22 protein-coding genes are annotated in these 25,735 nt (G+C 71.9%); 3 read left to right on the plus strand and 19 right to left on the minus strand.

The annotated features are described in order from the left end of the window. Positions 1 to 38: 38 nt before the first annotated feature. Genes ABD990_RS22510 through ABD990_RS22535 form a run of 6 tightly spaced genes read right to left on the minus strand, consistent with a single transcriptional unit; the run spans position 39 to position 5,947 of the window. Positions 39 to 1,250: a cytochrome P450 gene (locus tag ABD990_RS22510; RefSeq protein ID WP_345382712.1), complete on the minus strand. Its 1,212-nt coding sequence runs from the start codon at positions 1,248 to 1,250 to the stop codon at positions 39 to 41. Between the two features lie 15 nt (positions 1,251 to 1,265). Continuing rightward, positions 1,266 to 2,216 carry a PDR/VanB family oxidoreductase gene (locus ABD990_RS22515; RefSeq protein WP_345382713.1) on the minus strand — a complete coding sequence of 317 codons (951 nt, stop codon included), beginning with the start codon at positions 2,214 to 2,216 and terminating at the stop codon, positions 1,266 to 1,268. Beyond that, complete coding sequence (locus tag ABD990_RS22520; RefSeq protein WP_345382714.1) at positions 2,213 to 2,416, minus strand: hypothetical protein; 204 nt, start codon at positions 2,414 to 2,416, stop codon at positions 2,213 to 2,215. The genes ABD990_RS22515 and ABD990_RS22520 overlap by 4 nt, the downstream gene beginning before the upstream one ends. Then, entirely contained in the window at positions 2,413 to 3,459 is a 1,047-nt protein-coding gene (locus ABD990_RS22525; RefSeq protein ID WP_345382715.1) for a Rieske 2Fe-2S domain-containing protein, read from the minus strand. The genes ABD990_RS22520 and ABD990_RS22525 overlap by 4 nt, the downstream gene beginning before the upstream one ends. Positions 3,460 to 3,482: 23 nt before the next feature. Then, positions 3,483 to 4,562: a Rieske 2Fe-2S domain-containing protein gene (locus ABD990_RS22530; RefSeq protein ID WP_345382716.1), complete on the minus strand. Its 1,080-nt coding sequence runs from the start codon at positions 4,560 to 4,562 to the stop codon at positions 3,483 to 3,485. A gap of 29 nt (positions 4,563 to 4,591) precedes the next feature. After that, positions 4,592 to 5,947, minus strand: coding sequence for an MFS transporter (locus tag ABD990_RS22535; RefSeq protein WP_345382717.1), 1,356 nt, complete (start codon positions 5,945 to 5,947; stop codon positions 4,592 to 4,594). A gap of 373 nt (positions 5,948 to 6,320) precedes the next feature. Here ABD990_RS22535 and ABD990_RS22540 point away from each other — a divergent pair, with 373 nt between their 5' ends. Beyond that, entirely contained in the window at positions 6,321 to 6,989 is a 669-nt protein-coding gene (locus tag ABD990_RS22540; protein WP_345382718.1) for a GntR family transcriptional regulator, read from the plus strand. Between the two features lie 926 nt (positions 6,990 to 7,915). Here the strand turns inward: ABD990_RS22540 and ABD990_RS22545 are convergent. Further along, the gene (locus ABD990_RS22545; RefSeq protein WP_345382719.1) at positions 7,916 to 8,704 is read right to left on the minus strand and encodes an SDR family oxidoreductase; all 789 of its coding nucleotides are present in this window, start codon (positions 8,702 to 8,704) and stop codon (positions 7,916 to 7,918) included. A gap of 42 nt (positions 8,705 to 8,746) precedes the next feature. Beyond that, a complete protein-coding gene (locus ABD990_RS22550) occupies positions 8,747 to 9,106 on the minus strand; it encodes a nuclear transport factor 2 family protein (protein WP_345382720.1) in 360 nt (119 codons plus the stop codon). Positions 9,107 to 9,184: 78 nt separating this feature from the next. Between ABD990_RS22550 and ABD990_RS22555 the strand changes: the two genes are divergently transcribed. Next, a complete protein-coding gene (locus tag ABD990_RS22555; RefSeq protein WP_345382721.1) occupies positions 9,185 to 9,979 on the plus strand; it encodes a MerR family transcriptional regulator in 795 nt (264 codons plus the stop codon). Positions 9,980 to 11,444: 1,465 nt separating this feature from the next. Here the strand turns inward: ABD990_RS22555 and ABD990_RS22560 are convergent. The 3 genes from ABD990_RS22560 to ABD990_RS22570 all read right to left on the minus strand — a co-directional run bounded on the left by ABD990_RS22560 (position 11,445) and on the right by ABD990_RS22570 (position 13,879). Then, positions 11,445 to 11,744, minus strand: a complete 300-nt coding sequence (locus ABD990_RS22560) for an EthD domain-containing protein (protein WP_345382722.1) — start codon at positions 11,742 to 11,744, stop codon at positions 11,445 to 11,447. A 61-nt stretch (positions 11,745 to 11,805) separates the two neighbouring features. Next, positions 11,806 to 13,290 carry a dihydrolipoyl dehydrogenase family protein gene (locus ABD990_RS22565; protein WP_345382723.1) on the minus strand — a complete coding sequence of 495 codons (1,485 nt, stop codon included), beginning with the start codon at positions 13,288 to 13,290 and terminating at the stop codon, positions 11,806 to 11,808. A 13-nt stretch (positions 13,291 to 13,303) separates the two neighbouring features. Beyond that, on the minus strand, positions 13,304 to 13,879 hold the full coding sequence (locus tag ABD990_RS22570; protein WP_345382724.1) for a hypothetical protein: 576 nt from the start codon (positions 13,877 to 13,879) through the stop codon (positions 13,304 to 13,306). A gap of 111 nt (positions 13,880 to 13,990) precedes the next feature. Here ABD990_RS22570 and ABD990_RS22575 point away from each other — a divergent pair, with 111 nt between their 5' ends. Beyond that, positions 13,991 to 14,590: a TetR/AcrR family transcriptional regulator gene (locus ABD990_RS22575; RefSeq protein WP_345382725.1), complete on the plus strand. Its 600-nt coding sequence runs from the start codon at positions 13,991 to 13,993 to the stop codon at positions 14,588 to 14,590. Between the two features lie 9 nt (positions 14,591 to 14,599). Here ABD990_RS22575 and ABD990_RS22580 read toward each other — a convergent pair whose 3' ends face one another. Genes ABD990_RS22580 through ABD990_RS22615 form a run of 8 tightly spaced genes read right to left on the minus strand, consistent with a single transcriptional unit; the run spans position 14,600 to position 25,699 of the window. Then, complete coding sequence (locus ABD990_RS22580; protein WP_345382726.1) at positions 14,600 to 15,727, minus strand: FAD-dependent monooxygenase; 1,128 nt, start codon at positions 15,725 to 15,727, stop codon at positions 14,600 to 14,602. After that, a complete protein-coding gene (locus ABD990_RS22585; RefSeq protein WP_345382727.1) occupies positions 15,724 to 16,308 on the minus strand; it encodes a flavodoxin family protein in 585 nt (194 codons plus the stop codon). Before ABD990_RS22585 ends, ABD990_RS22580 begins: the two co-directional genes overlap by 4 nt. After that, positions 16,305 to 17,435 (minus strand): NADH:flavin oxidoreductase/NADH oxidase, encoded by a 1,131-nt coding sequence (locus ABD990_RS22590; RefSeq protein WP_345382728.1) that lies wholly within the window; start codon positions 17,433 to 17,435, stop codon positions 16,305 to 16,307. The genes ABD990_RS22585 and ABD990_RS22590 overlap by 4 nt, the downstream gene beginning before the upstream one ends. Further along, complete coding sequence (locus tag ABD990_RS22595) at positions 17,432 to 18,637, minus strand: acetyl-CoA C-acetyltransferase (RefSeq protein ID WP_345382729.1); 1,206 nt, start codon at positions 18,635 to 18,637, stop codon at positions 17,432 to 17,434. Before ABD990_RS22595 ends, ABD990_RS22590 begins: the two co-directional genes overlap by 4 nt. Before the next feature lie 34 nt (positions 18,638 to 18,671). Next, positions 18,672 to 19,664 (minus strand): phosphotransferase family protein, encoded by a 993-nt coding sequence (locus ABD990_RS22600; RefSeq protein WP_345382730.1) that lies wholly within the window; start codon positions 19,662 to 19,664, stop codon positions 18,672 to 18,674. After that, positions 19,661 to 21,298: a (2,3-dihydroxybenzoyl)adenylate synthase gene (locus tag ABD990_RS22605; protein WP_345382731.1), complete on the minus strand. Its 1,638-nt coding sequence runs from the start codon at positions 21,296 to 21,298 to the stop codon at positions 19,661 to 19,663. The genes ABD990_RS22600 and ABD990_RS22605 overlap by 4 nt, the downstream gene beginning before the upstream one ends. Beyond that, positions 21,282 to 23,585 carry a hydantoinase B/oxoprolinase family protein gene (locus tag ABD990_RS22610; RefSeq protein WP_345382732.1) on the minus strand — a complete coding sequence of 768 codons (2,304 nt, stop codon included), beginning with the start codon at positions 23,583 to 23,585 and terminating at the stop codon, positions 21,282 to 21,284. Before ABD990_RS22610 ends, ABD990_RS22605 begins: the two co-directional genes overlap by 17 nt. Beyond that, entirely contained in the window at positions 23,585 to 25,699 is a 2,115-nt protein-coding gene (locus tag ABD990_RS22615; protein WP_345382733.1) for a hydantoinase/oxoprolinase family protein, read from the minus strand. The genes ABD990_RS22610 and ABD990_RS22615 overlap by 1 nt, the downstream gene beginning before the upstream one ends. Positions 25,700 to 25,735: the final 36 nt, after the last annotated feature.

The following is a 25,735-nucleotide window of genomic DNA, read 5'->3' on the forward strand; positions in this document are numbered from 1 at the left end:
TGCCCGGAGGGAAGGGCATGTAAGAGAGGCGCTCGCGATCAGGCGGCGGTGAGCCGCAGCGGGATCGAGCCCCAGGCCCGCAGGGTGTTGTTCAGTCGGCGGACGGGTGGGCCTGCGGGCTCGAGGCGCTCGACGCGGCGGGCGAGGGCGCCGAGCAGCGCCTCGCCCTCGAGCCGGCCGAAGTGCTGCCCGACGCACTGGTGCACGCCCATCCCGAACCCGACGTGCCCGGACATCGACCGCTCCAGGTCGAACCGGTCCGGGTCCGGGAAGCGGCGCGGATCGTGGTTGGCGGCGCCCAGGCTCAGGTACACCCGGCCGTCGGCGGGCAGGACGGCGTCGCCGAACGGCACGTCCCGCACCGCGGTCCGGTAGAAGGTCTGGACGGGGGACTCGTGGCGGATCGCCTCCTCGAACGCGAAGCGCGCGCGGCGGGGATCCGCCCGTACCAGGGCCCACTGGTCCGGGGCCGCCGCGAGGCAGTGCAGCGTGGCCGCGATGGCCGCCACTGTGGTGTCGACGCCGGCGGTGAGCAGGGAGCGCACGAGCAGGGGGGCCTCGTCCTCGGGGAGCTCGCCGCGGTCCACGGCCTCCCAGATCGCAGCCCCGATGCCGCCCGGTGCGATGTGTTCGCGCCGGGTCTGGTCGGCGATCGCGGCCAGCGCGGCCTCGGCGCCGGGTGCGGACATCGCCCTGGTGAGCACGGCGTTGGGAGGCCCACCAGCGTTGAACACGACGTTGCCGTAGGTGAGCAGGTGCGGGCGGACCTCGTGGGACAGGCCGATGACCTCAGGGAAGACCCGTAACGGATAGGTCTCCGCCACGTCTGCGACTGCGTCGACCTCGCCGCGGTCCAGCAGCTCGTCAACGAGCCCGTCGGCGATGCGGGCGAACTCGTCCCTGAGGTGGCGCAGGGCGCGGGCCGACAGCAGCGCGTCCATCAACGCCCGTCGCGGTGTGTGATCCGGCGGGTCGGCTTCGATGAGCAGACTGGGCGTGCGGAAGACCTTCTCCTTGCGGCGGTCGGTGATGCCGACGCCGTAGCCCGAGACCAGGTCCCGGTGGTTCGCCAGCCCGGCACGAACCTCGTCGTAGCGGCCCGCGGCGTAGACCTCGTAGCGCGAGAGCCAGACCAGCGGTCCCGCCTCGCGAAGTGTCTCCTGGAAACCGCGCGGATCGGCGAGGACCGCCTCGTCGTAGGGGTCGAGGTCGACGACGGGTACGTCGACGTCGGGCAGGCTCGTGGTCATGGTGACTCCGCGGGTTCAGAGGTCCAGGACGAGGCGGGGCGAGCGGGCGCGCGAGACGCACGGGAACATGACGTCGTTCGCCGCCTGCTCGTCCGGGGTGAGCAGCGAGTCGCGGTGGTCGATCTCGCCGGCGAGCACCCCGGTCTCGCAGGTCCCGCAGGTGCCCTCCTCGCACGAGGACAGAACCGGCACCCCGGCGTCGCCGAGCACCGCGAGCAGGGAACGCTCGGCGGGCACCGCCAACACCTCACCCGTACTCGCGAGCTCGACCTCGAAGCCCTCGTCCGGGCCGGCCGCGCCCTCCAGGGCCCCCTCGCGTGGGCTGAACCGCTCCACGTGCAGGGTCGCGTCCCGCCAGCCCGCGGCCCGGTCCTCGATCGCCCGCAGGAGCGGCTCGGGACCACAGCAGTAGACGGCGGTGCCCACCTCGGGCTCCCCGACGAGGGCGTCGAGGTCCAACAGGCCGACCTCGTCCTGCGGGTGCACGGAGACCTGCCCGGGCAGGGCGTCGAGGAAGGGCATCGACGCACGGTCGCGTCCGCCGTAGGCCAGCCGGAACTCCACGCCGCCTCGCCGGGCAGCCGCCATCATCGGCAGCAGCGGGGTGATCCCGATGCCACCCGCGATGAAGAGGTACCGCTTCGCCTCTACCAGCGGGAAGTTGTTTCGTGGGCCGCCCCCGACGATCTCATCGCCCTCGGCCAGCGTGTCGTGTACGAAGCGGGATCCGCCCCGACCGGGGTCGTCGCGGCGCACCGCCACCCGGTAGCGCCGGTCCGCCGGGTCCCCGCACAGCGAGTACTGCCGGATGTGCTCCCCGCACCGCAGGTCGATGTGCGCGCCGGGCGCCCAGGGCGGGAGATCCGCGCCGTCTGCGGCGACGAGGTCGAGGGCGACCACGCCCTCGGCGATCGTGCGTTTCGCGGCGACGCGCAGGCGCAGCTCGGCCGTCCGGACGGGCGTCATCGGTGGGCTCCGGTGGTGAGGAGGGCGGCGGGGTCGTCGGGGGAGTCGAGCGGGGGCGACGGGTCATCGTGGCGGTGCTCGTACATCCACGTCCACAGGTCCACCGGGTCCTCGGCGAGGAACTCGGCGGAGCAGTGGCAGGTCCCGTGCAGCGTGTCCGTGCCCGGGACCCACGCGACCCGGCACACCCCGGCACTCATCGCGGCACGCTCTGCCGAGCCGAGAGCCGCTCGATCTGGCGGCGGGCGGCCAGCCCGCCGGTGTCGAGGTTGACGCTGAGCTCCTGGTAGTCCGATCCGTCCGCGACCAGGATCTCCTCCAGCAGGTTCAGCGCGTCGACGTCCTGTTGCACGACGGCGGACTGCGCCGCGATCGAGCGGCGGTCGAGCTCGGGGTTCTCCAGCTCGAAGGAGCGTCCCACGATCCAGAAGTCGTGCGTGGAACGGTCGGTCTCGGGGGTGATGGCGTAGAGCACCTCCGTGCGGAACCCGCCCGGGTCGCTGCCGTCCGCGGCGGGAAGGGTGTGTGGCGGGGCGATCCTGATGTGCAGCAGGTAGAGCCCCGGCGGGTGGTACTCGATGTCCTGCCACCGGCTGATCCGGTCGAGCCCGGACAGTGCCTGGTAGGCGGGCGGGCACTCGGCGTCGGACATCCGCCGCTCGACTCGGACGACGCCGGTGGTGTCGTCCACCGTGGTCACGATGGGCGTCTCGGCGACCTCGGGGCTACCGATGTAGGCCGCGTGCAGGAAGGTCTCGTGCGAGAGATCCATCAGGTTGTCCAGCAGCAGGCCCGCACGTGCCGCAAGCGGGGCCATGCTGCGTACGGAGGTCCACGCGGGGTCGCTGAGCCACTCGACCCGAGGGATCGCGGCCGGGTCGGCCAGGTCGGGATCGCCGATGAACACCCAGACCATCGTGTCCTGCTCCACGACGGGGTAGGTCGACACCCGCGCGGTGCGGGGGACCCGGCTCTGGCCGGGCACGGCCGTGCACAGCCCGGAGTCGTCGTAGGTGAAGCCGTGGTAGCCGCAGACGATCCCGCGCTCGGTCAGCGTGCCCTTGCTGAGCGGGTAGCGGCGGTGCACGCAGCGGTCGGCCAGGACGGACACCGTGCCCTCCGCCGTGCGGTGCAGGACGAGGGGTTCGTTGAGGACGGTCCGGGCCAGCAGGGTCGGGCCGACCTCGTCGGACAGGGCCGCGACGTACCACTGGTCGCGGGGGAAGCGTGGGGGGACCGCCATGTCTGCTCCTCTGGTGGTCGTGTTCAGGCGCGCTCGGAGGCGGCAAGTCGGTGCAGCAGCCGTCGCAGCCGCAGCCCGGGGACGTCGGCGGGCACGCTGTGCTCGACGACGCCTGCGCGCTCGTCGTGGTCCATGTACTCCTGGATCCACGTCAGCGCCTCGACGTCCTCGTTGAACACCGTCTTCACCAGGGCGGCGCGCTCGTCCCGGTCCACCACGAACGGCACGTCCTGCCAGTACATCCAGAACTGGTGGGTGGACGAGTCGTCCGCGGGGGTGACGCAGTGGGCGATGACCACGGTGCGCAGCTTCGCGGTGGCAGCGGGGTCGGTGGGCTCGAACCGCTCGACCGCGTAGTTGATGGCCGGGGTCACCGACATCATGCGGCCGGTGCGGAAGACCGGCGTCGTGGGGTCGTCGCCCGCTGAGATCGCGAAGTGGCTCAGCACCGTGTGCAGGTCCTTGCCATAGCCGACCGAGAGGTCGGCGAAGCCCGCGGGCAGCTCATCCGCAGAGAGCAGTCTGGGCTCGGTGACCGTGAAGTCGTGGCCGCCGATGCCGTGCAGGAACTCGAGATGGGTGAGGTCCAGAAGGTTCTCGTGCACCATCGAGTAGTTGCACGGGTTGTTCGTGTAGCCGGTGACACCGTCCCCGCCGTCGATCTCCTTCGGCCAGGGGATCAGGCCGGGATCGGCGGCCTCGGCGTCCGCACCGGTCCAGATCCACACCCACGGTCCGCGCTCCACCGTGGGGTAGCTACGGACCTTGATGTCCCCGGGGGTCGCACCCGGCACTGCGAGGCACCGACCGTCCGTGCCGTAGGTGAAGCCGTGATAGCGACAGCGGATCGTGTCGCCCTCACGAACGCTCCGCGACAACGGGAAGCGCCGGTGGGCGCAGCGGTCGTCGAGGACGATCAAGGACCCGTCCTCCGCCTCGAAGAAGCAGACCGGCTCACCGAGTATCCACCGCTGCTTGAGCTCGTGGCCGAACTCCGAGCGGGCGGCCACGACGTACCAGGCCTCACGCACGAGCGGAGCGACGGCGCCGGGTGAACGACGAAGGGGGCGTGCGGTCGTGGGGGCGTTCTCGGTGGTGGTCATGGCGCTCCTTCGGGACGGGCGAGTGACGGTCAGGCGCCGACCGGCGGCTGAGCGGAGTCGACGTCCGGGGTCGGGTCGGCCGCGGTGCTGCGCAGCGACGTGCCCGCGGTCTCCTTCATCCGGAGCAGCACGGCCAGGCTGAGGATCGCGAGGACCCCGATGTAGACGGCGATCAGCGTGGTGTCGGTGCCGCCGGCCGCGGCCAGCAGCGACGCGGCGATCAGCGGGCCGAGGCCGGACCCGACGGTCTGGGCGAGCTGGTAGCTGGCGGAGACGCCGGTGTAGCGGACCTCGGTCGGGAACAGCTCGCTGAGCATGACCGCGGAGACCGAGGTCACCGGCGTCATGAAGAAGCAGAGGTAGACGATCACCGAGATCACGAAGACCGCGGTGACGCCGCTGTTGATCAGCAGGAACAGCGGGTAGGCGACGAGGCCGTTCGCCACCGTGCCGAAGATCAGCACGGCCTTGCGGCCGATCCGGTCGGAGAGCGCCGCGTAGACCGGCGTGGTGAAGACCGACCCCAATGTACCGATCATGATCGTCAGCAGGACCAATGGCGGGGCGTAGCCGAGCGGGGGTGCGTAGGACACCAGGAAGACGCCGAACACGCCCTGTCCGGTGTAGGAGGCGAGCTGGACGACGACCGCCTTGGTCACGGTCCCGCCGTGGTCGCGCAGGAGCTCCACGATCGGGCTCCGGCGCTGCACCGGCGCGGTCTCGCGGGCCACGTCGGCGAGGAACACCGGGCTCTCCTCGATCCGGGCGCGGAACCAGAGGCCGAGCGCCAGCAGCAGGAAGCTGGCGATGAACGGGACCCGCCACCCCCAGCTCAGCAGGGCCTCGCGGTCCATCGTCGCGACGAGCGTCATCGCGCCGGTGGCGATCACGGCACCGGACGGCGCGCCCATCGTCGCCGCGCTCGCGGCCAACCCCCGCCGCCGGACGCCGGCGTGCTCACTGGCCATCAGGACGGCGCCGCCGTACTCGCCACCGACCGCGAGACCCTGGATCAGGCGCAGAACGACCAGCACCAGAGGTGCGGCCACGCCGATCGCCGCGTACGAGGGGATCAGTCCGATGAACCCACTGCACAGGCCCATCGTGACCATTGTGACCAGCATGACCTTCTTGCGGCCGAGCCGGTCGCCGTAGTGACCGAAGATCACCGCACCGGCGAACCGGGCGACGTAGCCGGCCGCGAGGGTCGCGAGCGCCACGATCGTCCCGAGGAGGGGGCTGAGCTGGGAGAAGAAGACCGGGCCGAAGACGAGCGCGGCGGCCGAGCCGTACAGCAGGAAGTCGTAGTACTCGATGGTCGTGCCGAGATAGCTCGAGATCCATACCCGGCGCTGCTGCGCCTTCAAGGTAGGCGTCGTTGCCATGGTGCCTCCGGGGCCTGTGGGGGGTTCACGTGCGCAGATCGGTGCCACGACGCCGAGGAGCGGAGTCGTGCCGTGGTGGTGGGGAGGTGCGATCGATTTACCAGGGGGACGGACGCCCCGACGCACCCCTTCGTGAGGTGCTGCGAGTCCAGAACACAGTGGACCTCCTCGTCCCGTGGTCTGAGTGGCCGGGTTCGGGAGTGCCGCGAACCGCGACAGTGACCATAACCACTGTGCAGGCGAAGCGGAAGACAGGATTGCAGGCAATACTGCGAGTGCTTGTCAAGTAACAGAGAGTGTCCAGGTGAGCTTGTCCAATGTTGCATTCGATCCTGTAGGCTCCGGACGCGACGATCGACAGGAGGGTGGCCCGATGTCCGTCAGTGATCAGGCGCCTCTGGTGAAGACCGGCGCCGCCGTCGACCGGGTTGTCAGTGAGATCCTTGGGCAGATCGCGTCGGGCGAGCTCAGTCCCGGTGAGCAGCTACGGCAGGAGGAGCTGGCGAAGGCGCTGGGGACCAGCCGCGTTCCGGTGCGGGAAGCGCTGCACGCACTGGCTGAGCAGGGAGTGCTCGCCCATCAGAAGCATCGAGGCTTCTTTGTGACGAAGCGGAGTCCGGGGGAGCTGGCGCAGCTCGCGCGGATGCTGGAGCTCCTCGAGGACGAGGTCATGAGTGCCATCGCCTGGCCCGACCCGGTTGCGCTGCAGGAGATCCGCCAGCTCAACGAGCAACTGCTCGCGGCCGTGGACGACGTGGACCCGGCCGGGACCTACGCCCTCAACCGCGCCTTCCATTTCGCGATCTTCCGGCTGTCGTCGCTGTCGCTGATCGTGGATGAGCTCGACCGGCTCTGGCGGCTGGCCCAGCCTTACATCATCGCCGAGATGCTCATGGCCGAAGCGCGTCGGCAGCGCTACGAAGAACACCTCGACATCATCGCCGGCCTGGAGGCTCGCAACCACGAGGCGCTTCACGCTTCGATGAGGCAGCACCGCCGGCGCTCCCGGGGTGATCGCCGCACCGCACCCTGGCGCGGCTGACCCAGCCGTCGTTGGGGCACGGCCTGGGTGGTCGGGAGAAGAGCCGCAGCCGCCGCGATCTCTGCTGATGTCAACCACAGAGGTCGTGATCGGTCGGCAGGGGTACCGGGACGGTGACTGTTCGACAGGATCCGCGGCGAACGCCTCTGTCCCGATGGCCCCGTCGTGGAAAATGCTGCCGACCGGAAGCTCGCCGACGCGATGAATGCGGTCGTCGGTAGGGCGGCGAGCAAGTCGATCGCGGTCTGAACCCTGGTTCCGCCGATGCCCTCTCCTCCGAGCCTCTGGGCCCGGCGCCTTTCCTTGACGGCGCGACCTGGCCCACGCGACCGGGCCGACGGCGACCTGCGGGTTCACCTACGTCGGGCTCCACGCCGCTGCTCGCGCCTTGGTTGGGGTCTTCGTTCGACGAGGGCCGCCACCGCGTCCCGCCGTTTACGCCAGCGTTGATGATTTACGCTGCCGTTGATAGCCAAGTCCAGCACCTCCGGGAGGCCGAACCGGTTGTCGCCGACGATCATCCCGCCGCCGTGGATGAAGTAGATCGCCGGGACCGGCGTGCTCACGTGCCGCGGGAGGCAGACGAGCAGTGAGACGTCCGGGGTCTCCGTCCGGACCGGGCACGGTCCTCTCGTGCACGCGGTAGGCGCCGTCGCGCGACAGGACGTCGTCGGTCGGGGTCGGTACGCCGGGGACGGGCCGGCGCATCTCGACGATGGTGTCCGGGCGGTACGCGTCCGGGGGGCGGATGCTGGTCAGCGCGTCCACGACGGGAGCGAGCTCGGGGTCGAAGGGTGGCGGTCCGACCGGCTGGGCGGTGGACGGTTCGGTGACGTTCCTGGCCATGGAGTTCCTCGTCGTCTGTGTGTCTGCGGGGAGTTCGGCCGGGGCGGCGACGATGGTCTCGACGCCGCCCCGTCGTCGGCTCAGACGGTCGGGACCGTGCCGCCGTCGATGACGTACTCGGCGCCCACGATGGCCGATGCGCGGTCGGACACGAGGAACCCGACCAGGTCGGCGATCTCATCGGGTTGCGCGAACCGTCCCAGCGGGACCCCGCCGAGGGAGTCGAAGATGGTCTGTTTGGCGGCCTCGCGGGTGAGCCCGTTGCCCTCGGCAATACGGTCTACGAACCGCTCGTACGCCTCGGTCTCGATCCCGCCGGGGCTGATGGCGTTGACCCGCACCCCGCGGGGCGCGAGTTCGTTGGCCAGGCCCTTGCTGTACGTGCGCAGCGCCGCCTTGGCCGCCGCGTACGCCAAGGAGGCGTCGTGCTGCGGCAGTTCCCGCTGGATCGAGGTGAAGTGCAGCACCACGCCAGATCCCGTCTCCACCATCGCCCGCAGCAGCGCCCGGTCCAGGCGCACGGCGCCCAGGAAGTTCAGGTTGATCTCGGTCAGCCACTGCTCCTCGGTGATGACCTCGAACCCGCCGGCCGGCGTCGAGGTGCCCCCGACGACGTGCACGAGGACGTCGAGCGGGCCGCCGCCTTCGGCGATGCGGTCCGCGACGAGCTGCGCGCCCTCGACGGTTGCGGTGTCCGCCGCGATGAACCGGTCGGGGCGGTCGTACGCGTCGGGCATCGTCCGGGCCGTGGTCCACACGTCCGCACCCATCTCCCGCAGGCGGGCGACGACGGCCTTCCCCGCCCCCTTCGACCCGCCCGTGACGAGCGCGCGGCGGCCGTCGAGGCGGTCACGTTCCTTGCTGGACATACTTTCTCTTTCCTCTGACAGTTCGGTGGTTCCCGGACGTGCTCAGGCGTCGTGGTTGGCGATGACGAGTTCGGTGATGAGGTCGCCGCGGAGGGTGAAGCGGTAGTCCAGGTCGGCGACGCCGCCCGGGAAGGTGCCCTCGATGCGCAGAGTCACCACCCAGTGCTCGTCGTCGACGCGGCGGGCGCCGATCTGCTCGGTGGTGTACTCGAACTCGGCGCCGGCGTCGCGCACGAACGCGTACACCTCGTCGCGGCCCCTGAAGGTCTCGTTCTGGTCGACGACCACGACGTCCTCGACGAGGAACGAGGAGGCCGTGTCGGCGTCGTGGACAGTGCTGGCCGCGAGGAAGTCGCGGACGGTCGTCGGGAGGGCGTCGGACCGGAGGTCGGTGTGTGTCATGTCGTCACCGTGCGGCCTCGTGGCGCGGGAGGGGCAAGCGTTGGACCCTCCCCCAGGGGGAGCCTTCACACTGGCGGGGTGCTGACCATCGGGGAGTTCTCGCGTCTGACCCACCTGAGCGTGCGCACCCTGCGCCGCTACCACGAGGGACAGCTACTCGAGCCGGCCGTGGTGGACGAGGCCACGGGCTACCGCTACTACTCCGTCGAGCAGATCCCGATCGCACAGGTCATCAACCGCCTCCGCGAACTCGACGTCCCCCTGAGCGACGTGCAACGGATCCTGCGGACGCCGGACCCCGGTGTCCGCTCGGCCCTCGTGGCGGGTCACCTCCAGCGCCTGGAGGAGCAGCTGGACCGAACCCGGGCGGCGGTCACCTCGCTGCGCCGGCTCCTCCAGCCCGACCCGGCGCCGATCGCGGTCGAGCTGCGCGCCGAACCCGCTCGCACGGTCGCGGCCGTGGAGGCCGTGATCGGTGACGGCGACGTGGAGGCGTGGTTCGCCGGCGCGATGGCCGAGCTGGAGGCGGCGGTGGGTGACGGCGTGACCGGACCGCCGGGCGGCACCTACGACAACGCGCTCTTCGAGGAGGGCCGCGGCCGCGTGCTCGTCTACCTGCCGACCGCCACCCCGCCGCGCACCGGGCGGGTGCACGCCGTGACCCTCCCAGCGGCGGAGCTGGCGGTGACCACCCACGTCGGCGAGCACGACGGCGTCGAGGTCACCTACGGCGAGCTCGGCACCTGGGTCGTGCAGAACGCCATGTCGGTGGCGGGCCCGGTGCGGGAGGTCTACCGCGTCGGGCCGCGGGACGAGAGCGATCCGGCCGCCTGGCGCACCGAGATCGGTTGGCCGGTGTTCCGCGTGACGTGAAGATCGCTGCACAGTGGGCGGCGCCGGACGCACGCTATGTTGCCGGGGTGCGCGCCGATGGAGCTGTTGGCGAACCCCGTGAGGTCGGCGGGAGCGGCTCGGGGTCCGTGCACCCGCCGTTCTACGGTCCCGCCGACTCTGGTCGCGGTGGATACCGGCGTCGTGCCCACGCAGCGCGTGGGCGATGGTGGTGACTCCGACACCACCGGCCACGCCCGCGATATTCGGGCGCTGCACAGCGGGCTGAGCAGAGGACATGAGCGATCTCCTGACGGCGAGGTTGCGTCAGGGACGGTTGCTCCGCTGCGCTCAGTCCTTGTTCGACCGTGTTCGCGAGCGAGCTCCAGCCGGCCAGATCTCTATGTACGTCGTTCAACAAGTCGTCAGGGCACGTAGGGAAACAGGCGTTCGGGGCAGGTCAAGGCGACGACAAGACCGAGGAGCTCCGGATCCACATGGTTCGGGGTCGAGAACGGCGTCACACCCGACGAGCTGCGTGGCCTCGTCGTGCAGGTCGCTATGTATGCGGGCCGACCCTGTGCCGTGACCGCGGCCGAGGCCGGGCTCCCGGTCTTCCTGCCGAGCGAGGACGGCGAAGGCCAGGCTACGGCGCCGTGAGACGGCCTGACCGCCCGACTCTGGCGGTGCCCAGCCGCGGGCTGCGCCGCTTCTGCGTCATGAACTCTCTCGCCGAGCGTGACGGGGTGATGGTGGGTTTGGAAGTCCAGAGTCGGACGGAGGCCCCTCCCGCCGTGGCGGGCCCCGGCCATCAGCCGGATCGGCACCCGCACCACCCGGGCCCCGCGCAGAGCACGTCGCCCTCGAGGCGGCTGGTGAGGTGTCGGCAGTCCTCGAGGGCGAAGCCGGCCTCGGATCACGGATGAGACGAGGGCCATCCCGCCGCCATCGAGCAGGACCATGACCTCGCCCGGTCAGGCATGACGATGATCGTGGTGACCCACGAGATGGAGTTCGCCAAGGTCGTCTCCGACGCGATCGTCTTCATGTCCGACGGACAGATCGTCGAGCACGGCAGGCCCGACGACCTGCTGTCACGGCCCCAGCAGGAACGCACCAAGGCCTTCCTGGCCCGAGTCCTCTGGTGTCCTGCGCCTGCCGGTCGTTGTTCGGCCCGACGACCGGCACCCTTCAGATATTCGAGGAACCTCAGGCGCAGGACACCAGCGCAACCACGTCCTGGAGATGGGGCGCGAGCTGTCCGAGTTCGTCCAGGTACCCCGAGGCGCTGATCGGACCGTACGACCCCATCGTGCTGCCCCCACGCCGCGGAGGCGGCGGCCTGGAGGCCGAATTTGCCGTCGTCGTGGGTACCACGGTCCCGGCACGGCGACGAGGAGGCCGCCTCCGCGGCGATCGCCTGCTGCTCAGTGCTCGACGACGTGGCTGGCGGCGAGGTCCGGATCTGGTTCTCTCCGCCGCCGACGCAGAGGTTCGACCCGATGACTTAGTCGACGTCGGAGAACAGCCCGGTGAATGTCACCGCGCTGTCGATGAGGGCGCCGAAGAGCCGGGCGGCGGCGGGGGTCGCAACGGCCTGCGAGGCGTCGTCATAGCTCTCGAAGTACAGGTCGAGGGTCCGGTAGGCGGGGGTCGGGGTGCCGTCCTCCTTCGGCCACACCTTGGCGGACTCCAGGCGCTGCAGCTTCGGGAGCGTGGACGCCTCGGCCCGCACGGTCTCATGGACCGGTTCGAACGCCTCGGGGTCCGCAGGGTTGTCGATGATCAGTGTGATCTTGGTGGGCATGACGTGTCTCCTCGGGAATGTCGGGCTCTCGCGACCACCGCGACCGGCAGCGGTGGTCGGCTCAGGCCGCTTCGGCCTGCTGGCTCCCGAGCCGGCTGCGGGTCTGGCTCTCGTAGGTCTCGAGCAGTCGCAGCCAGATTTCGCTGACGGTCGGGAACGCGGGGACCGCGTGCCACAGACGGTCCACGGGGACCTCGGCTGCGACGGCGATCGTGGCGGCGTGCAGCAACTCGGCGACGTCCTGGCCGACGAAGGTCATGCCGACCACCACGCCGCGGTCCTCGTCGACGACCATCCGGGCCCGGCCGCGGTAACCGTCTGCGTGCAGCGCGGAGCCGGCAACGGCGCCGAGGTCGTAATCGATGACGTGCGTGCGCAGACCCGCGGCTGCGGCGGCGCTCGCGGTCAGCCCGACCGCGGCGACCTCCGGCTCCGTGAAGACGACCTGCGGCACGGCCCGCTCGTCCGCGGTGAGCGCCTGCCTGCCCCATGGGCGGTTGTCGATATCGAGGCCGCGGGCGCGGGCCGCGATGATGTCACCCACGACGCGAGCTTGGTACTTGCCCTGGTGGGTGACCATGGCGCGTCGGTTGGTGTCGCCCGCGGCGTAGAGCCAGCCGTCGCCGACCGGCGAGCCGGACTCGTCCAGAACCCGCAGGGTCCCGTCGACCTCAAGCCACGAACCGGGCTTCAGGCCGACCGTGTCCAGTCCGATGTCCTGGGTGTTCGGCGCACGACCGATCGCGACGAGTACCTCGTCGACCACGACGACCCCGCCGTCGGCCAGGGTGAGGCTGACCTCGCCCTGTCCGTCGCGGTGGACCTCGGTGACCTCGGCGCCCAGCTGCACGGTGACTCCCGCCTCGCGCAGCGCCTCGACGACCTGCTCACCGGCGAAGGGTTCGTGGGTCGGTAGTACCCCGTCGCGGGCGAGCACGGTGACGGTGCTGCCCAGTGCGGCGAAAGCCGTGGCCATCTCGCTCGCGACGACGCCACCGCCGACGATGCCGAGACGGCGGGGGACCGACGCGGCGGAGACGGCCTCGCGGCTGGACCATGCGGCAGCCTCGCGCCCGGGGAGGTTCGGCAGCAATGCGCTGCTCCCGGTGGCGATGACCACCGCGTGCCTGGCCGTGAGGGTGACGGTCCCGCCTCCTGCGTCGGTCACCTCGACGACCCGGGGGCCGGTCAGCCGCCCGTGACCGCGGTAGAGCGGGATCCCGGCGCTGCGCAGCCAGGAGACCTGACCGTCGTCGCTCCAGTTCGAGGCGAACCCGTCGCGCCGGCGGAGCACGGCCGCGACGTCGATGCCACCGGTGACCGCCTCGCGGGCGCCGGGGAGCCGCTGGGCGGCGCGCAGGGCCGAGGCGCTGCGCAGCAGCGCTTTCGTCGGCATGCACGCCCAATAGGAGCACTCACCGCCCACGAGCTCGCGCTCGATGATGGCGGCGGTCAGGCCGTTGCGGACGATCCGGTCGGCGACGTTCTCCCCGACGGGGCCCGCGCCGATCACGATGACGTCGACCGTGTCCCTGGTGGTGCTCATGTCAGTGCTCATGTCAGTGCTCCGGTGTGGTGGTGGTGGTGCGGGCGGCGCGGCCGAGACGCAGCGCCGAGGCGAGGAAGAAGATGCCGCCGAGAGTGGCGTAGCCGGCGATGCCCACCAGCGAGGGCGCCGGCTGGCCCGCCATCAGGGCGAACGAGGCGCCGGCGAGTACGGAGATGCCGCCGCTGAGGATCATGGGCCACTGCCCGCCCATCGTGCGCCTGCGGAGGGCGACGACCAGCTGGATGAGCCCGGCGACGATGGCCCATGCACCCCAGACCCGCAGGACCGCGGGGACGCCGGAGGTCGCGGCGATACCCAGCCCGATCGCGGCGAGCAGGCTCATCGCGATGTTCAGGTACAGACCGCGGGAGGACGGGTCGGTCTTGGACGCCCGCGCGTCGACGACCGCAGCGGCCACATCGAACAGCGGGTACAGCACGAGGAGGACGGCGGCGACGGGCCCGAGCTGCTGCCCGGCCACGACCACCAGGGCCGCCCAGACGAGGGCGAAGCCGAACCGGACGAAGTACAGCCTTCGCAGCGCGGGTGCGAACCCGGCGACGGCGGGGGAGGCGACAGTGGACACGAAAGCCTCTTTCGGCGAGAGAAGGAACGAACGTTCTGTTTCGCAGCGTGCCAGCGTCGGTAGCCGAAGTCAAGACATCGGACCGAACGTTCTGTCTGCTATCATGTGACCATGAAGGGCAGGGCGAGCGGGCGGCCGTCCGAGGCGCGGGCACGGCTCCTGGGTACGGCGAGTCGGATCTTCTACGCCGAGGGTGTGCACTCTGTCGGGGTCGACCACATCCTCACGGAGGCGGACACGACCCGATCGACGTTCTACCGCCACTTCGAGAGCAAGGAGGACCTGGTCGTCAGCTACCTGGAGGAGGCCGACCACGCACTGCGAGCCCGGTTCGCGAGGACCGCGGAGGCAGGCGAGGCGCCCGCCGAAGTGCTGCGTGCGGTCGCCGCGGACATCGCCGGGGACATCACGCGAGAGGGCTTCCGGGGGTGCGCGTTCCTCAACGCCGCCGCCGAGTACCCCGATCCCGAGCACCCGGTGCGCCGGCGGGTGGCCGATCATCGCGACTGGTTCCTCGGCGCCGTGACGGGCGTTCTGGCCCAGGTGGGTGAGGGCCCGGCGGACAACGCGGGCCGTCATTTCGTGATGCTGCGAGACGGCGCCATGGCGGCGGGATGCCTCGCCGATCCGGAGGCCGTGAGCGAGACCTTCCTCGAGGGCGTCGAGGGTCTGCTCTGGTCCCGCTCCGTGCCCGGCACCCACCGGCCCTGATCGGGCCGGCTAGCGGAGCTCCTCGAACGCCCGCATCATCTCCGGGTTGTTGCGGCGGAACTCCTCGTAGCGCACCCGCCCCGTCCGCATGATGTACTCCAGCGCCATCGTCGTGAGGTCGCGGGGCGGGCGGGTCTGCAGGCCCTCGTACCAGCCGATGCTGCGCACCGCCGCGCGTTGGAACGCCTCGGCGTTGCTGCGGCGGCTCTCCTCGTAGCCGCGCAGCCCCCGGGCCACGTCCCAGTCGGCGGCCGCGAGGGCGTCCACCAGGTACACGGCGTCGCGCATCGCGAACCGGGTGCCCGAGCCCAGCGAGGGATGGACGGTGTGCAGCGCGTCGCCCAGCAGGGTGACGTTCTCGTGGCTCCAGGATCCCGTGCACCGCACGAACTTCGGCTGGAACCACAGCGACTTGTTCGTGTAGAGCGGGTGCCCGTCGAGCGAGCCCGCGAACATCGCCTCGCAGCGCCGCCGGGACTCCTCCTCGTCGAGGTTCTCGAAGCCGCCGGACCGGAAGACCCGCGGGGTCAGCTCGACCACGAAGTTGCTGCGGTCCGCCGCGTACTGGGACGCGTGGCTGACGGCCACCCCGTCCGGGCGCCGCAGCACGATGATCGACGGCGCGGTGAACAGCCGCGAGGTGCCGTACCAGGCGAACCAGTTGTGGCCGAAGCTGATCTCCGGCTTGAACACGTCGGCGTAGATGTCGCGGACCCGGCTGTTGACGCCGTCCGCCCCCACGACGAGGTCCCAGCCGGCGAGCTCCGCGGCGTCCTCGACGCGCTGCTCGAAGGCGAACGTCACGCCCCCGGCCCGGGCCCAGCGCTGCAGGGTCGCCAGCAGCTGGATCCGGCCGGTGCGGGAGAAGGTGGACGCCGTGACCCGCAGCGTCTCGCCGTCGAGGCCGACCTCCATCTGGTCGGTGACGTCGATGTCCGCGGCGAGGTCGTCGACGACGTCGGGCGCCGAGGGGCGCAGCGCGTCGAGGGCGGAGTCGGTCAGCCCGATGCCCCAGCCGTAGCTCGCCCCCTCGGGGTTCTGCTCGACCACGTGGACCGTCAGCTCCGGCCGGGCGCGCTTGAGCAGGATGCCGAGGAACAGCCCGCCCGGGCCCCCGCCCACCACCAGGATCCTCATTGCGCCACCCCTTCCGGCACCCGCTGCCAGCGCTGCGCGCACACCGCCACCCGCCGCCCGAGCGCCGCCGCCGTCGCCAGGTCGCTGTCGGGAATCCCTTCCAGGCCCAGGTCGGTGTCGGACTTCGCCATCGCGCCCGCGTACCCGCCCAGCCGGTTGAGGCTGTCCGGGGGCGCCGAGCCGGAGCCGCCGCCGTCGGGCAGGCCCAGACCCACCCAGACCATGCCGTGCTGCATCGCGAACAGCATCAGCTGGGTCAGGGTGCTGAGCTTGTCGCCGCTGTACCCGCCGGAGTTGGTGAACCCGGCGGCCAGCTTGTCCTTCCACCCCTGCTTCAGCCAGATCGCCGACGTGGCGTCGAGGAACTCCTTGAAGGGGGCCGAGGGGCCGGCCATGTAGGTCGGGCAGCCCAGGACGAGGGCGTCGTAGCCGTCCAGCCCGTTCGGGTCGCGGGCCGCGTCCTCCGCGAAGACCAGCCGCGCGGTCGTGTCCGGGACCGTGAGCGCGCCCTCACCGACCGCCCGCGCGAGCGCGGCGGTGTGCCCGAACCCGCTGTGGTACACGATTCCTACAGATGTCATCGGTCCGCGTTCCTTCGTTCTCGAGCCCGCCCGGTGCGCGGCCAGGCGCCCTTCAGGTACTGCGTGGGGTAGGGCGCGGAGTCCCGCGGTACCCCGAGCTCGGCGGCGGCGCGCAGCGGCCAGGCGGGCTCGCGCAGCGCGACCCGGCCGAACAGCACGACGTCGGCCGCGCCGTCGGCCAGGACCTGCTCGGCCTGCGCCGGCTCGGTGATCATCCCGACCGCCGCGGTGGGGAGCCCGGAGCGCTTCCGGACCTCCTGCGCGAAGCCGACCTGGTAGCCGGGGCCGACCGTGACCCGCTCCTGCGGTGCCAGGACCCCGCCCGAAGAGACGTCGACCAGGTCCACGCCGAGCGGCCCGAGCTCCCGCGCCAGCTCCCCGGTCTCCTCCAGCGTCCACCCGGCGCCGGCGGCCCATTCGCTGCCGGAGAACCGGACGGACAGCGGCTTGGCCGCCGGCCAGGACTCCCGCACCGCCACGACGACCTCCCGGAGGAAGCGCGTGCGGTTCTCGAAGGAGCCGCCGTAGCCGTCGGTGCGGAGGTTCGCCAGCGGGGAGAGGAACTGGTGGATGAGGTAGCCGTGGGCGCCGTGCAGCTCCACGAGGTCGAAGCCGGCCCGGTCCGCCCGGGCGGCCGCCGCGCCGAAGGCCGCGACGATCTCGGCGATCTCCGCGGGCGTCAGCTTGTGGGGGACGTCGAGCCCGGGGTACGCGACGGGGGAGGGCGCCACCGGCGTCCAGCCGCCGTCAGCCGCGGGAATGGTCCCGTCCTGCTTGAGCGCCATCGCCCAGGTCGACGCCTTGCGGCCGGCGTGGGCGAGCTGGATCCCGGCCGCGGCGCCCTGCCCGTGCACGAAGGCGACGGCCCGGGCCCACGCCTCGGCCTGCGCGTCGTCCCACAGTCCGGTGTCCTGTTGGCTGATCCGGCCCTCGGGCGTCACGGCCGTGCCCTCGGTCATGACCAGCCCGAACCCGCCTGCCGCACGCCCGCCCAGGTGGACGAGGTGCCAGTCGGTGGGTACGCCGTCGCGGGCCTCGACGCTGTACTGACACATGGGGGACAGCCACATCCGGTTGCGGACGGTCAGGTCGCGCAGGCGGATCGGGGTGAAGAGCAGCGGGGTCACGAGAGCCGCTTCAGGAGCACGGCCATGCCCTGCCCGCCCCCCACGCACATGGTGACCAGCCCGGTCTCCTTGTCGTGGTGGCGCAGCGAGTTCAGCATCGTGGCCGTCAGCCGCGCGCCCGTCATCCCGAACGGGTGCCCGACGGCGATCGCGCCGCCGTTGACGTTCAGCTTCTCCAGGTCGATCCCCAGCTCCCGCTGCGAGGCCAGGACCTGCGCCGCGAAGGCCTCGTTGATCTCGACGAGGTCCACGTCGTCCAGGTCCATGCCGGCGGTCGCCAGCGCGTTGCGGGTGGCCTGCACCGGCCCGACGCCCATGATCTCCGGGCTCAGCCCCGACACCCCGGTGGCGACGATCCGGGCGAGCGGGGTCAGGCCGAGCCGTTGGGCCTCGGCGTCGCTGGTGACGACCAGGGCGGCGGCGCCGTCGTTGAGCGGGCAGCAGTTGCCCGCGGTCACCGTGCCGTCGGGCCGGAAGACGGGCTGCAGCCCGGCGAGCTTCTCGACCGTGACGCCGGCGCGCGGCCCGTCGTCGGCGCTCACGACGGTCCCGTCGGGGGTGGTGACCGGGCTGATCTCGGCCGCCCAGAACCCGTCGGCGATCGCCTTCTCGGCCAGGTTCTGGCTGCGGGCCGCGAACTCGTCCTGGTCCGCGCGGCTCACCCCGTACCGGTGGGCCACGTTCTCCGCGGTCTGGCCCATGGTGATGTAGATGTCCGGCAGCCCGCCGGACTCCCGCGGGTCGGACCAGGGGCCGGCCTGCTCGGTGCGGGCCCGGGCCGCGTCGAACAGCGGGTTGGTGGTGTCGGGGAGGAAGTCGCTGGAGCCCTTGTCGAACCGGCTCACGGTCTCGACGCCGGCCGCCACGAACGCCGATCCCTCGCCGGAGCGGATCGCGTGGAACGCCATGCGCAGCGTCTGCAGGCTGGAGGCGCAGTAGCGGGTGACCGTGGTGCCCGGCACGGTATCCAGCCCGAGCAGCACGGCGACGACCCTGGCCATGTTGTAGCCCTGCTCGCCGCCCGGGCAGCCGCAGCCGAGCATCAGGTCGTCGAGGCGCTCCGGGTCGAGGGCGGGCACCTGGTCGAGCGCGGCGCGGACCATCGCGGCGGCGAGGTCGTCGGGGCGCATCCCGGCGAGCGATCCCTTGCCGGCGCGGCCGATGGGGGACCGGGCGGCCGAGACGATCACGGCGTCGGGCATGGGTTTCTCCTCGTCGGTCAGCAGGATGGTGGTTTCAGAGACGGCTCAGCGCGGCGGCGGCGAGGAGCTCGGCCTCGGTGTCCAGCCGGTCGACGTCCACGGTGGACCCCGCCCCGGCCCCGCTGCGGTAGCGGTCGCGCACGCCCAGGGTGATCGCCGCGAGCCGCCAGGCCGCGAAGCCCCGGTAGTAGTCGATCCGCCCGAGGTCGGCGCCGGTGCCCGCGGCGTAGCGCTCGGCCAGCTCGGTGGCGGTGGGAAAGCCGTCGAGCTCGCTGCCGCCGGGGAGGAAGTTCAGGTCGGGCCCCGGCTGCCAGTACAGGAGCAGCCAGCCGAGGTCGGTGAGCGGGTCGCCCCGGGTCGAGAGCTCCCAGTCGAGGACGGCCCGGATGTCGCCGGTCTCGGACACGATCACGTTGTCGAGCCGGAAGTCGCCGTGCAGCAGGGCCGTGGCCGAGTCGGGCAGCCCGGCCCGGAGTGCCCGGTGGCCCTCGCGCAGCAGCTCCGCGGTCTTCGAGTCCTCCGTGATCGCTCCCGACCAGCGGCGTAGCTGCCGGGCGAGGTAGCCGTCCGGCCGGCCGAGGTTGCCGAGCCCGATCGCGGTGGGCTCGGTGCGATGCAGGGCGACGAGCTCGTCCACCAGCGCGAGCCCGATCCGGCGCCGGGCCTGCGGGCCCAGCGCCGCGGCCGCCGCCCTGTCCCGGACGACCGGGCCCGCCACGAACTCCGTCACCAGGAACGGGGCCCCGATCGGGCCGGGGTCCTCGCAGAGGGCGAGCGGGGTCGGGACGTGCACGGCGGTCCCGTGTAGGGCGGACTGGATCCGGTGCTCCCGGGCCATGTCGTGCGCGCCCGCCACTTCCACCGTGGCCGGTGGCCTACGCACCGCGACTCGCCTGCCCGCCGCGTCCGTCACGCGGTAGGTCAGGTTGGACCGGCCGCCGGCGATCAGCTCGGCGGTGAACGGTGGCTCGAGGCCCAGCTTCTCTCGTAGCCACGGCCCGAGCCGCTCGACGGGCAGCGCGGTCATCCGCGCTCCTTGGCCAGGATCGCCGCGATGTCCTCCCGCAGGGCCTTCTTGGCGATCTTCCGGACGTTCGTCACCGGCAGCGCGTCCCGGACCTCCACGCGTTCGGGCAGCTTGAACTTCGCGATGCCCAGCCCGAGCAGGAACTCGGCCAGGTCGGGGACCGTCGGCGCGGCCGCGCCGGAGCGGGGCACGACGAAGGCGCACAGGCGTTCGCCCAGCTCCGGGTCCGGCATGCCGACCACGGCCACCTCGGCGATCGCGGGATGGGTGACCAGCAGCCGCTCGATCTCGTCGGCGTGGATCTTCTCCCCGCCGCGGTTCACGTTGTCCTTGATCCGCCCCTCGATCGAGTAGTACGTGGTGCCGCCGACGTCGTGCGCCCGCGCCAGGTCGCCGGAGCGGTAGTAGCCGTCCGCGGTGAAGGCCGTGGCGTTGTGCTCCGGCGCGGCGTAGTAGCCCGGGATCGTGTACGGCCCGCGGCAGATCAGCTCCCCGACCTCGCCCGGGGGGACGTCGTCGAGCTGGTCGTCGACGATCCGCACCTCGTCGAGGGGATGGATCGGGGTGCCGACGGTGGACAGCCGGGACTCGTACGGGGCGTCCCACGGGGTGCACATGATCAGCCCCTCGCCCATGCCGAACACTCCGAGCGCCCGGATGCCCAGCTCGGACTCCAGCCGCGCTGCGTACTCGGGCGTCTGGGGCCCGACGCTGAAGCGCCGCAACGTGCGCAGCGCCCCGGCCCCGGCCTGCGGCGACTCCAGCAGCCGGTAGGCGACGGTCGCGTTCGCCACCATGTCGGTGGCGCCCTCCCGCTCGACCATGCCGGCGATCGTGGCCGCGTCCGCGCCCGGCGCGAGGACAAGCGTCCCGCCCGCGAGCATCGCGGGCAGCACGCTCAGCGCGACCCCCGCGTTGTGCACGACGGGCAGCGCGTGGATCGAAGCGACGGTCTCGTCCCACCCCCACCGCTCGGCCCAGGCCCGGGCGTTGCAGACGTAGTCGCAGTGCACCCGGGGGATCAGCTTCGGGGTACCCGTCGTGCCGCCCGACAGCTGCAGCACGGCGAGGTCCTCGGCCCTGGGTTCGGGCAGCGGCCGGTGAACCGGCCCGTCGATCAGGTCCTCCAGCGCGAGGCCGCCGGGCACCCGGCCGCGCACACTCAGCACGAGGGTGCCGTGGCTCTCCCGCAGCCTGCCCGCCGCGGCGGGCAGGTCGGCGCGGGCCCAGTCCGCCTGCACCAGGTGGGCGCGGGCGCCCGAGATCGTGGCGAGGTCGGCGACGTCGCGCTCGCCGTGCTGGGGCAGCGCGCAGACCGGGACCAGGCCCGCGCGGAGCAGGCCGTAGAACGCGACGATGGTCTCGACGACGTTGCCCGACTGGACGATCACGACCTCACCCGGGGCGAGGCCGTGGTCGAGCAGACCGCAGGCCACGGCGGTGGCCCGGCGGTCCAGCGCGGCGTAGGTGAGGCGCCGGTCGGCGTCGGCCACCGCGGTCCGGTCCGGGAACCGGAGCGCGGTGGCCGCCAGCTCAGCACCGATCGTGGTGTCGGCCCAGGCGCCGGCCGAGCGGTAGCGAGCCGCCTGCTCGGCAGGCCACGCCGGGAAGGACCGGTCAGTGCTGGTGGGCATGCTGGCCCATCTGCGTGAACGTGTCGGCAGGCAGCGGGTGGTCGGCCGGCACCACCTGGCTGAGCAGGGCGGTCGCGCAGCCCGGGCACAACACCTGGCGGAACACCACCGGCTCGTCCACATAGGTCGTCGGGTCGGCCCAGACGTGAGGTCCCGCCCCCGACGGCGCGGTCTCGACGCGGGGCAGCTCAGCCAGGTAGGCCTCGCCGAACGTGCCCAGGCCGGTCCCGCAGTGCCGGCAGCGGACCGTCGCCCCGTCGAGGGTCTGGTTCGCGTCGAGCTCCTGACCCTCCACCGTGGTGGCCCTCTCGGTGGAACCGGTGATCCCCGCCGCGCTGCGCCGGTCGGCGCGCAGCGCATCGCGGCGGGCGTCGGTGGCCGCGGCGTCCACCGCGCCGTCGGCGTTGAGGACGACGCCGTAGACGGAGGCGGCAGCCTCCGCGGAGACCTTGGCCTCCCGCACGTCCTCGGCCACGGCGGCCGGGTCGCGCCGCAGCGGGTCGCCGTAGCCGCCCCCGCTCTGCCAGTGCACGAAGATCGCGTCGCCCAGCCCGATCCCGGTCTCGACCTCACCGCCCATGATGTCCCGGGTCCCGCCGACCTCCTCGAGGTTCCGGGGGACGCGGCCGGCGGCGAGCAGGTCCCAGGCGTCCGCACCGCGCAGGATCATGTCGAGCTGCGTGTTGCCCGGGTACCCGCCCGCCAGCCCCGCGTTCATGGTCGTGGCCTTGCCGGAGCCGGAGAACACGCCGCCGAGCGGGGCAGGCGTGTCGTGCGGGACGATGCACACCGAGCCGGACACTCCGCCGCGCTGGGCACCGGGGCCGCCCGAGTCCGTCTCCTCGCGCCGCCACAGCAGCAGGACGGGGGAGGTGAACTCGGTCATCTCGGCGTCGGGCGCGCGGCCCATCGGGATGACGAACATGCCGCCGGTGTCCACGCCGTCGCGGTCGACGCCGGCGCCGTAGCCGCCCGCCATCGTGTCCATGACCAGCGAGACGAACGGGTACTGCCGCTGGTCCACGCCCGCGAGCGCGACCATGTCGAACGTCCCGCCGCACACCGACTGCACGGACTTCCGCGACACTGGGCGCGCGTCGAGCATCTTGGCCAGGCACTCGTTGACGAGGTTCCCCGCCGCCCACGCCGGCCCGACGGGACCCTTGCCCACCGCGGCGGGGAAGGACGCGTTGATCATCGTCCCCTCGTCCGCGATGATGTCGAAGCAGCGCATCAGCCCGCCGCCCGCCCACGGGATGTCCCCGGCGAGCACCGGGAGCAGCGCGGACATGATCCCGGCCCGGACCCCGGAATACGGGCAGTTGATCATGCCGGTCTGCTCGGCGGTGCCGCGGAAGTCGAAGGTGAGCGTGTCGCCGGTCTTCGTCATGGCCAGCACGATCTTGTAGATCCCGCGGTCGCCCTGCCCGGAGTGCTCCTGGTAGCCCTGGGCGTGCCAGGTGCCGTCGGGCAGCTCGCGCAGCTTGGCCCGCAGCCGTTGCTCGGCGTCGTCCATGATCCGCTTCATCACGGCCTTGACGGTGTCGGGGCCGTAGGTCTCCAGCAGCCGGCGCAGCCGGGTCTGGGCCGTGATGTTCGCGCCCACCTTGGCCCGCAGGTCCAGGGAGAGCAGCATGGGGGTGCGCGAGCGGCGGGTCCACATCTCGGCGACGTCGCGCTGGAGCACGTTGTTGCGCACCACCTTGATCGGCGGCGTGGGCAGGGACTCCCAGAACACGTCCTGGGCACGCGGCGTCCACGAGCCGGGCGCGACGCCGCCGACGTCGAGCTGGTGGGCGACGGCGGAGGACCAGCCGAAGAGCTGCCCCTCGAAGAAGAACGGCGCGTACACGGTGGCGTCGTTCTGGTGCAGGCCCCCGCCGACCCACGGGTCGTTGCAGAGGAACATGTCGCCCTCGTCGATGCCCGGGTTCTCGGCGCGGTTCTGCAGGGTCCAGTAGACGGCGAGATCGAGCGAGGCGGAGAGGAAGGTGTTGTAGAGGCCGATCTGCACCTCCTGGCCCACCTCGTCGCACAGGGCGAAGTCGAAGTCGTTGGCCTCGGTGACGACCACCGAGCCGGACATCCGCTTGAGCGTCTCGCCCATCTCGTCGGTGACCGACCAGAGGCGGTGCCGGACGACCTCGTACGTCAGCGGGTCCAGGTTGTCGACCGCGTCCTGGCCCACGGTGTGCAGGCGCAGGCTCGCGGGCACGCCCGCGCGCAGGACGTCGGGATCGACGGGGCGGCTGTTGAAGATCTCGGAGCCGGGAACCGGGTGGGTCATCAGGCCTCCTCGGTGGTGTGGGTCAGGACGAGGTTGCCGAAGCGGTCGATCTCGGCGGTGTCGCGGTGCGAGACGGCGACGGTGGTCGTGGGCACCTCGACGATCGCGGGCCCGGTGAACCGGTGCCCGGGGCGGAGCCGGCGGTAGTCGTAGACCGGGGTGTCCTCGAACCCGCGCTGCGGGTCGAGCAGGGCGCGGCGGGTGCCGGTGAGCGTGTCCTCGACGGTCTTGCCGTCGGCGGGGTCGGCGTCGGGCAGGGTCACGGTCGAGGGCAGCACGCCGGAGGCGTGCACGCGGTAGGTGATGAACTGGAACCCGGCGGCGGAGAAGCCGGTGCCCTCGCCGAAGGTGCGGGCGTAGCGGCTCTCGAACCCGGCCACGACCTCGGCGAGGTCGGCGTCGGTCAGCGTCCCCGACGGGACCGGCGTGGGCAGCTCGGCGAGCTGCATGGTGTACCGGACGTCGACCTCGCGGCGGAGCTCGATGTCGACCAGCTCCACGCCCTGGCGTTCCAGGGCCGTCCGGGCCTCGGCCTCGAGGTCCTCGAAGGTCTTGGTCACGGCCAGGGCAGGCACCGGGAACGTCCCCGGCTCGGAGACCTCCTTGACCACCCCGACGTTGCTGGCCGCGAGCCCGTACGCGGAGAACGCGGCGGCCGACGGGCCGAGCGGGACCACCGTGGACTGCACGCCCAGCTCCGCGCCGTAGGCGAAGCAGTGCACCGGCCCGGCGCCGCCGAAGGCGTACATCACGAAGTCGCGGGGGTCCTCGCCGGACTCCACGACGACCTTGCGGACCAGGTCGGAGGTCTGCGCGTTCTGCACCGCGAAGATCGCGGCGGCGGCTGCCTCGACGTCGAGCCCGAGCGGGTCCGCGACGTGCTCCCTGATCGCCGCCCGGGCCCGCTCCAGGGACAGCTTCTTGCGGCCGCCCAGGAAGTTGTCCGGGTTGAGGATGCCGAGCACCAGGTCGGCGTCGGTGACCGTCGGCTCGGTGCCGCCCTGGTCGTAGCAGGCGGGGCCGGGCACGGCCTGGGCGCTGCGCGGGCCGACCCGCAGGTTGCCACCTGCGTCGAGGTGGGCGATCGCGCCGCCGCCGGAGCCGATGGCCTGCACCTTGAGCATCGGGACGTCGATGATGTGCTGGTTGACGACCGTGGTGGTGGTCTGCAGCGGCGCCCCGTCGACGACGAGGCCGACGAGGAACGTGGTGCCGCCGACGTCCGTGCAGATCACGTTGCGGTGCCCGAGCTGCTCGGCGAGCCGGGTCGCGCCGGTGACACCGCCGGAGAGCACCGAACCCACCGTGGTGATCGCCGTCTTCGGGGCCTCGTGTGCGGCCAGGGTGCCGCCGGTGCCCTGCATGACGAGCAGCGGTCCGCGCAGGCCGTGCCCGCGCAGCCGGTCCGTGAGCGGCTCCAGGTAGCGCGACAGCGTCGGCCCGACCTGGGTGCTCATGATCGTGGTGGCGTTGCGGGAGAACTCGCGGATGCGCGGGGAGAGCTCGCCGGAGAGCGTCACGTACATGCCCGGGGCCTGCTCGTGCACGAGCTCGCGCAGCCGGCGTTCGTGCGCGGGGTTGCGGAAGGACCAGAGCGTGGACACCGCGATGGCCTCGACGTCCTCGGCCAGCAGCTCGCGGATCGCCTCGCGGGCGTGGTCCTCGTCGAGCGGCACGATGACCGAGCCCTTGTAGTCGATCCGCTCGATCACCTCCTTCGCCCGCCGCTTGGGGACGAGCGGGGCGGGCTTGCGGGTGGCGAGGATGTCCTGCACCTGCTCGGGGCTCTGGCCGGCGTAGCGGCCGACCACGTTCATGATGTAGATCGAGTCCCGGTGCCCGACGGTGGTCAGCCAGCCGACGCGGCCGACGTCGCCGATCACCAGCGCGTTCAGCGTCGAGGTGGTGCCGTGGGCCACGTAGGACGTGTCCGAGAGCAGCCCCTCGAGGTCCGTGCCGATCCGCCCGGCCAGGTCCTCCAGGACGGTGACGACACCTTCGGCGTAGTCCGGCGGGGTCGACGGGGTCTTCGTCGAGATCATGGTTCCGTCGTCGCGGGCCGCGACGGCGTCGGTGAACGTGCCCCCGACGTCGATTCCGATCACATAGGACATGTCGTGGCCTCTCCGCGCGTCGGTGCGTGGGTGTCA

Source organism: Pseudonocardia yuanmonensis, assembly GCF_039542425.1.
In the GTDB taxonomy this organism is placed as follows: Bacteria; Actinomycetota; Actinomycetes; order Mycobacteriales; family Pseudonocardiaceae; genus Pseudonocardia; species Pseudonocardia yuanmonensis.

Coding starts and splice junctions, on each gene's coding strand:
- ABD990_RS22615 (WP_345382733.1), bottom strand. CDS start 25,699: ATGTCCTATGTGATCGGAATCGACGTCGGGGGCACGTTCACCGACGCC.
- ABD990_RS22515 (WP_345382713.1), bottom strand. CDS start 2,216: ATGACGCCCGTCCGGACGGCCGAGCTGCGCCTGCGCGTCGCCGCGAAA.
- ABD990_RS22535 (WP_345382717.1), bottom strand. CDS start 5,947: ATGGCAACGACGCCTACCTTGAAGGCGCAGCAGCGCCGGGTATGGATC.
- ABD990_RS22575 (WP_345382725.1), top strand. CDS start 13,991: ATGAAGGGCAGGGCGAGCGGGCGGCCGTCCGAGGCGCGGGCACGGCTC.
- ABD990_RS22520 (WP_345382714.1), bottom strand. CDS start 2,416: ATGAGTGCCGGGGTGTGCCGGGTCGCGTGGGTCCCGGGCACGGACACG.
- ABD990_RS22580 (WP_345382726.1), bottom strand. CDS start 15,727: ATGAGGATCCTGGTGGTGGGCGGGGGCCCGGGCGGGCTGTTCCTCGGC.
- ABD990_RS22610 (WP_345382732.1), bottom strand. CDS start 23,585: ATGACCCACCCGGTTCCCGGCTCCGAGATCTTCAACAGCCGCCCCGTC.
- ABD990_RS22525 (WP_345382715.1), bottom strand. CDS start 3,459: ATGGCGGTCCCCCCACGCTTCCCCCGCGACCAGTGGTACGTCGCGGCC.
- ABD990_RS22550 (WP_345382720.1), bottom strand. CDS start 9,106: ATGACACACACCGACCTCCGGTCCGACGCCCTCCCGACGACCGTCCGC.
- ABD990_RS22565 (WP_345382723.1), bottom strand. CDS start 13,290: ATGAGCACCACCAGGGACACGGTCGACGTCATCGTGATCGGCGCGGGC.
- ABD990_RS22510 (WP_345382712.1), bottom strand. CDS start 1,250: ATGACCACGAGCCTGCCCGACGTCGACGTACCCGTCGTCGACCTCGAC.
- ABD990_RS22605 (WP_345382731.1), bottom strand. CDS start 21,298: ATGCCCACCAGCACTGACCGGTCCTTCCCGGCGTGGCCTGCCGAGCAG.
- ABD990_RS22595 (WP_345382729.1), bottom strand. CDS start 18,637: ATGCCCGACGCCGTGATCGTCTCGGCCGCCCGGTCCCCCATCGGCCGC.
- ABD990_RS22585 (WP_345382727.1), bottom strand. CDS start 16,308: ATGACATCTGTAGGAATCGTGTACCACAGCGGGTTCGGGCACACCGCC.
- ABD990_RS22530 (WP_345382716.1), bottom strand. CDS start 4,562: ATGACCACCACCGAGAACGCCCCCACGACCGCACGCCCCCTTCGTCGT.
- ABD990_RS22560 (WP_345382722.1), bottom strand. CDS start 11,744: ATGCCCACCAAGATCACACTGATCATCGACAACCCTGCGGACCCCGAG.
- ABD990_RS22540 (WP_345382718.1), top strand. CDS start 6,321: ATGTCCGTCAGTGATCAGGCGCCTCTGGTGAAGACCGGCGCCGCCGTC.
- ABD990_RS22600 (WP_345382730.1), bottom strand. CDS start 19,664: ATGACCGCGCTGCCCGTCGAGCGGCTCGGGCCGTGGCTACGAGAGAAG.
- ABD990_RS22545 (WP_345382719.1), bottom strand. CDS start 8,704: ATGTCCAGCAAGGAACGTGACCGCCTCGACGGCCGCCGCGCGCTCGTC.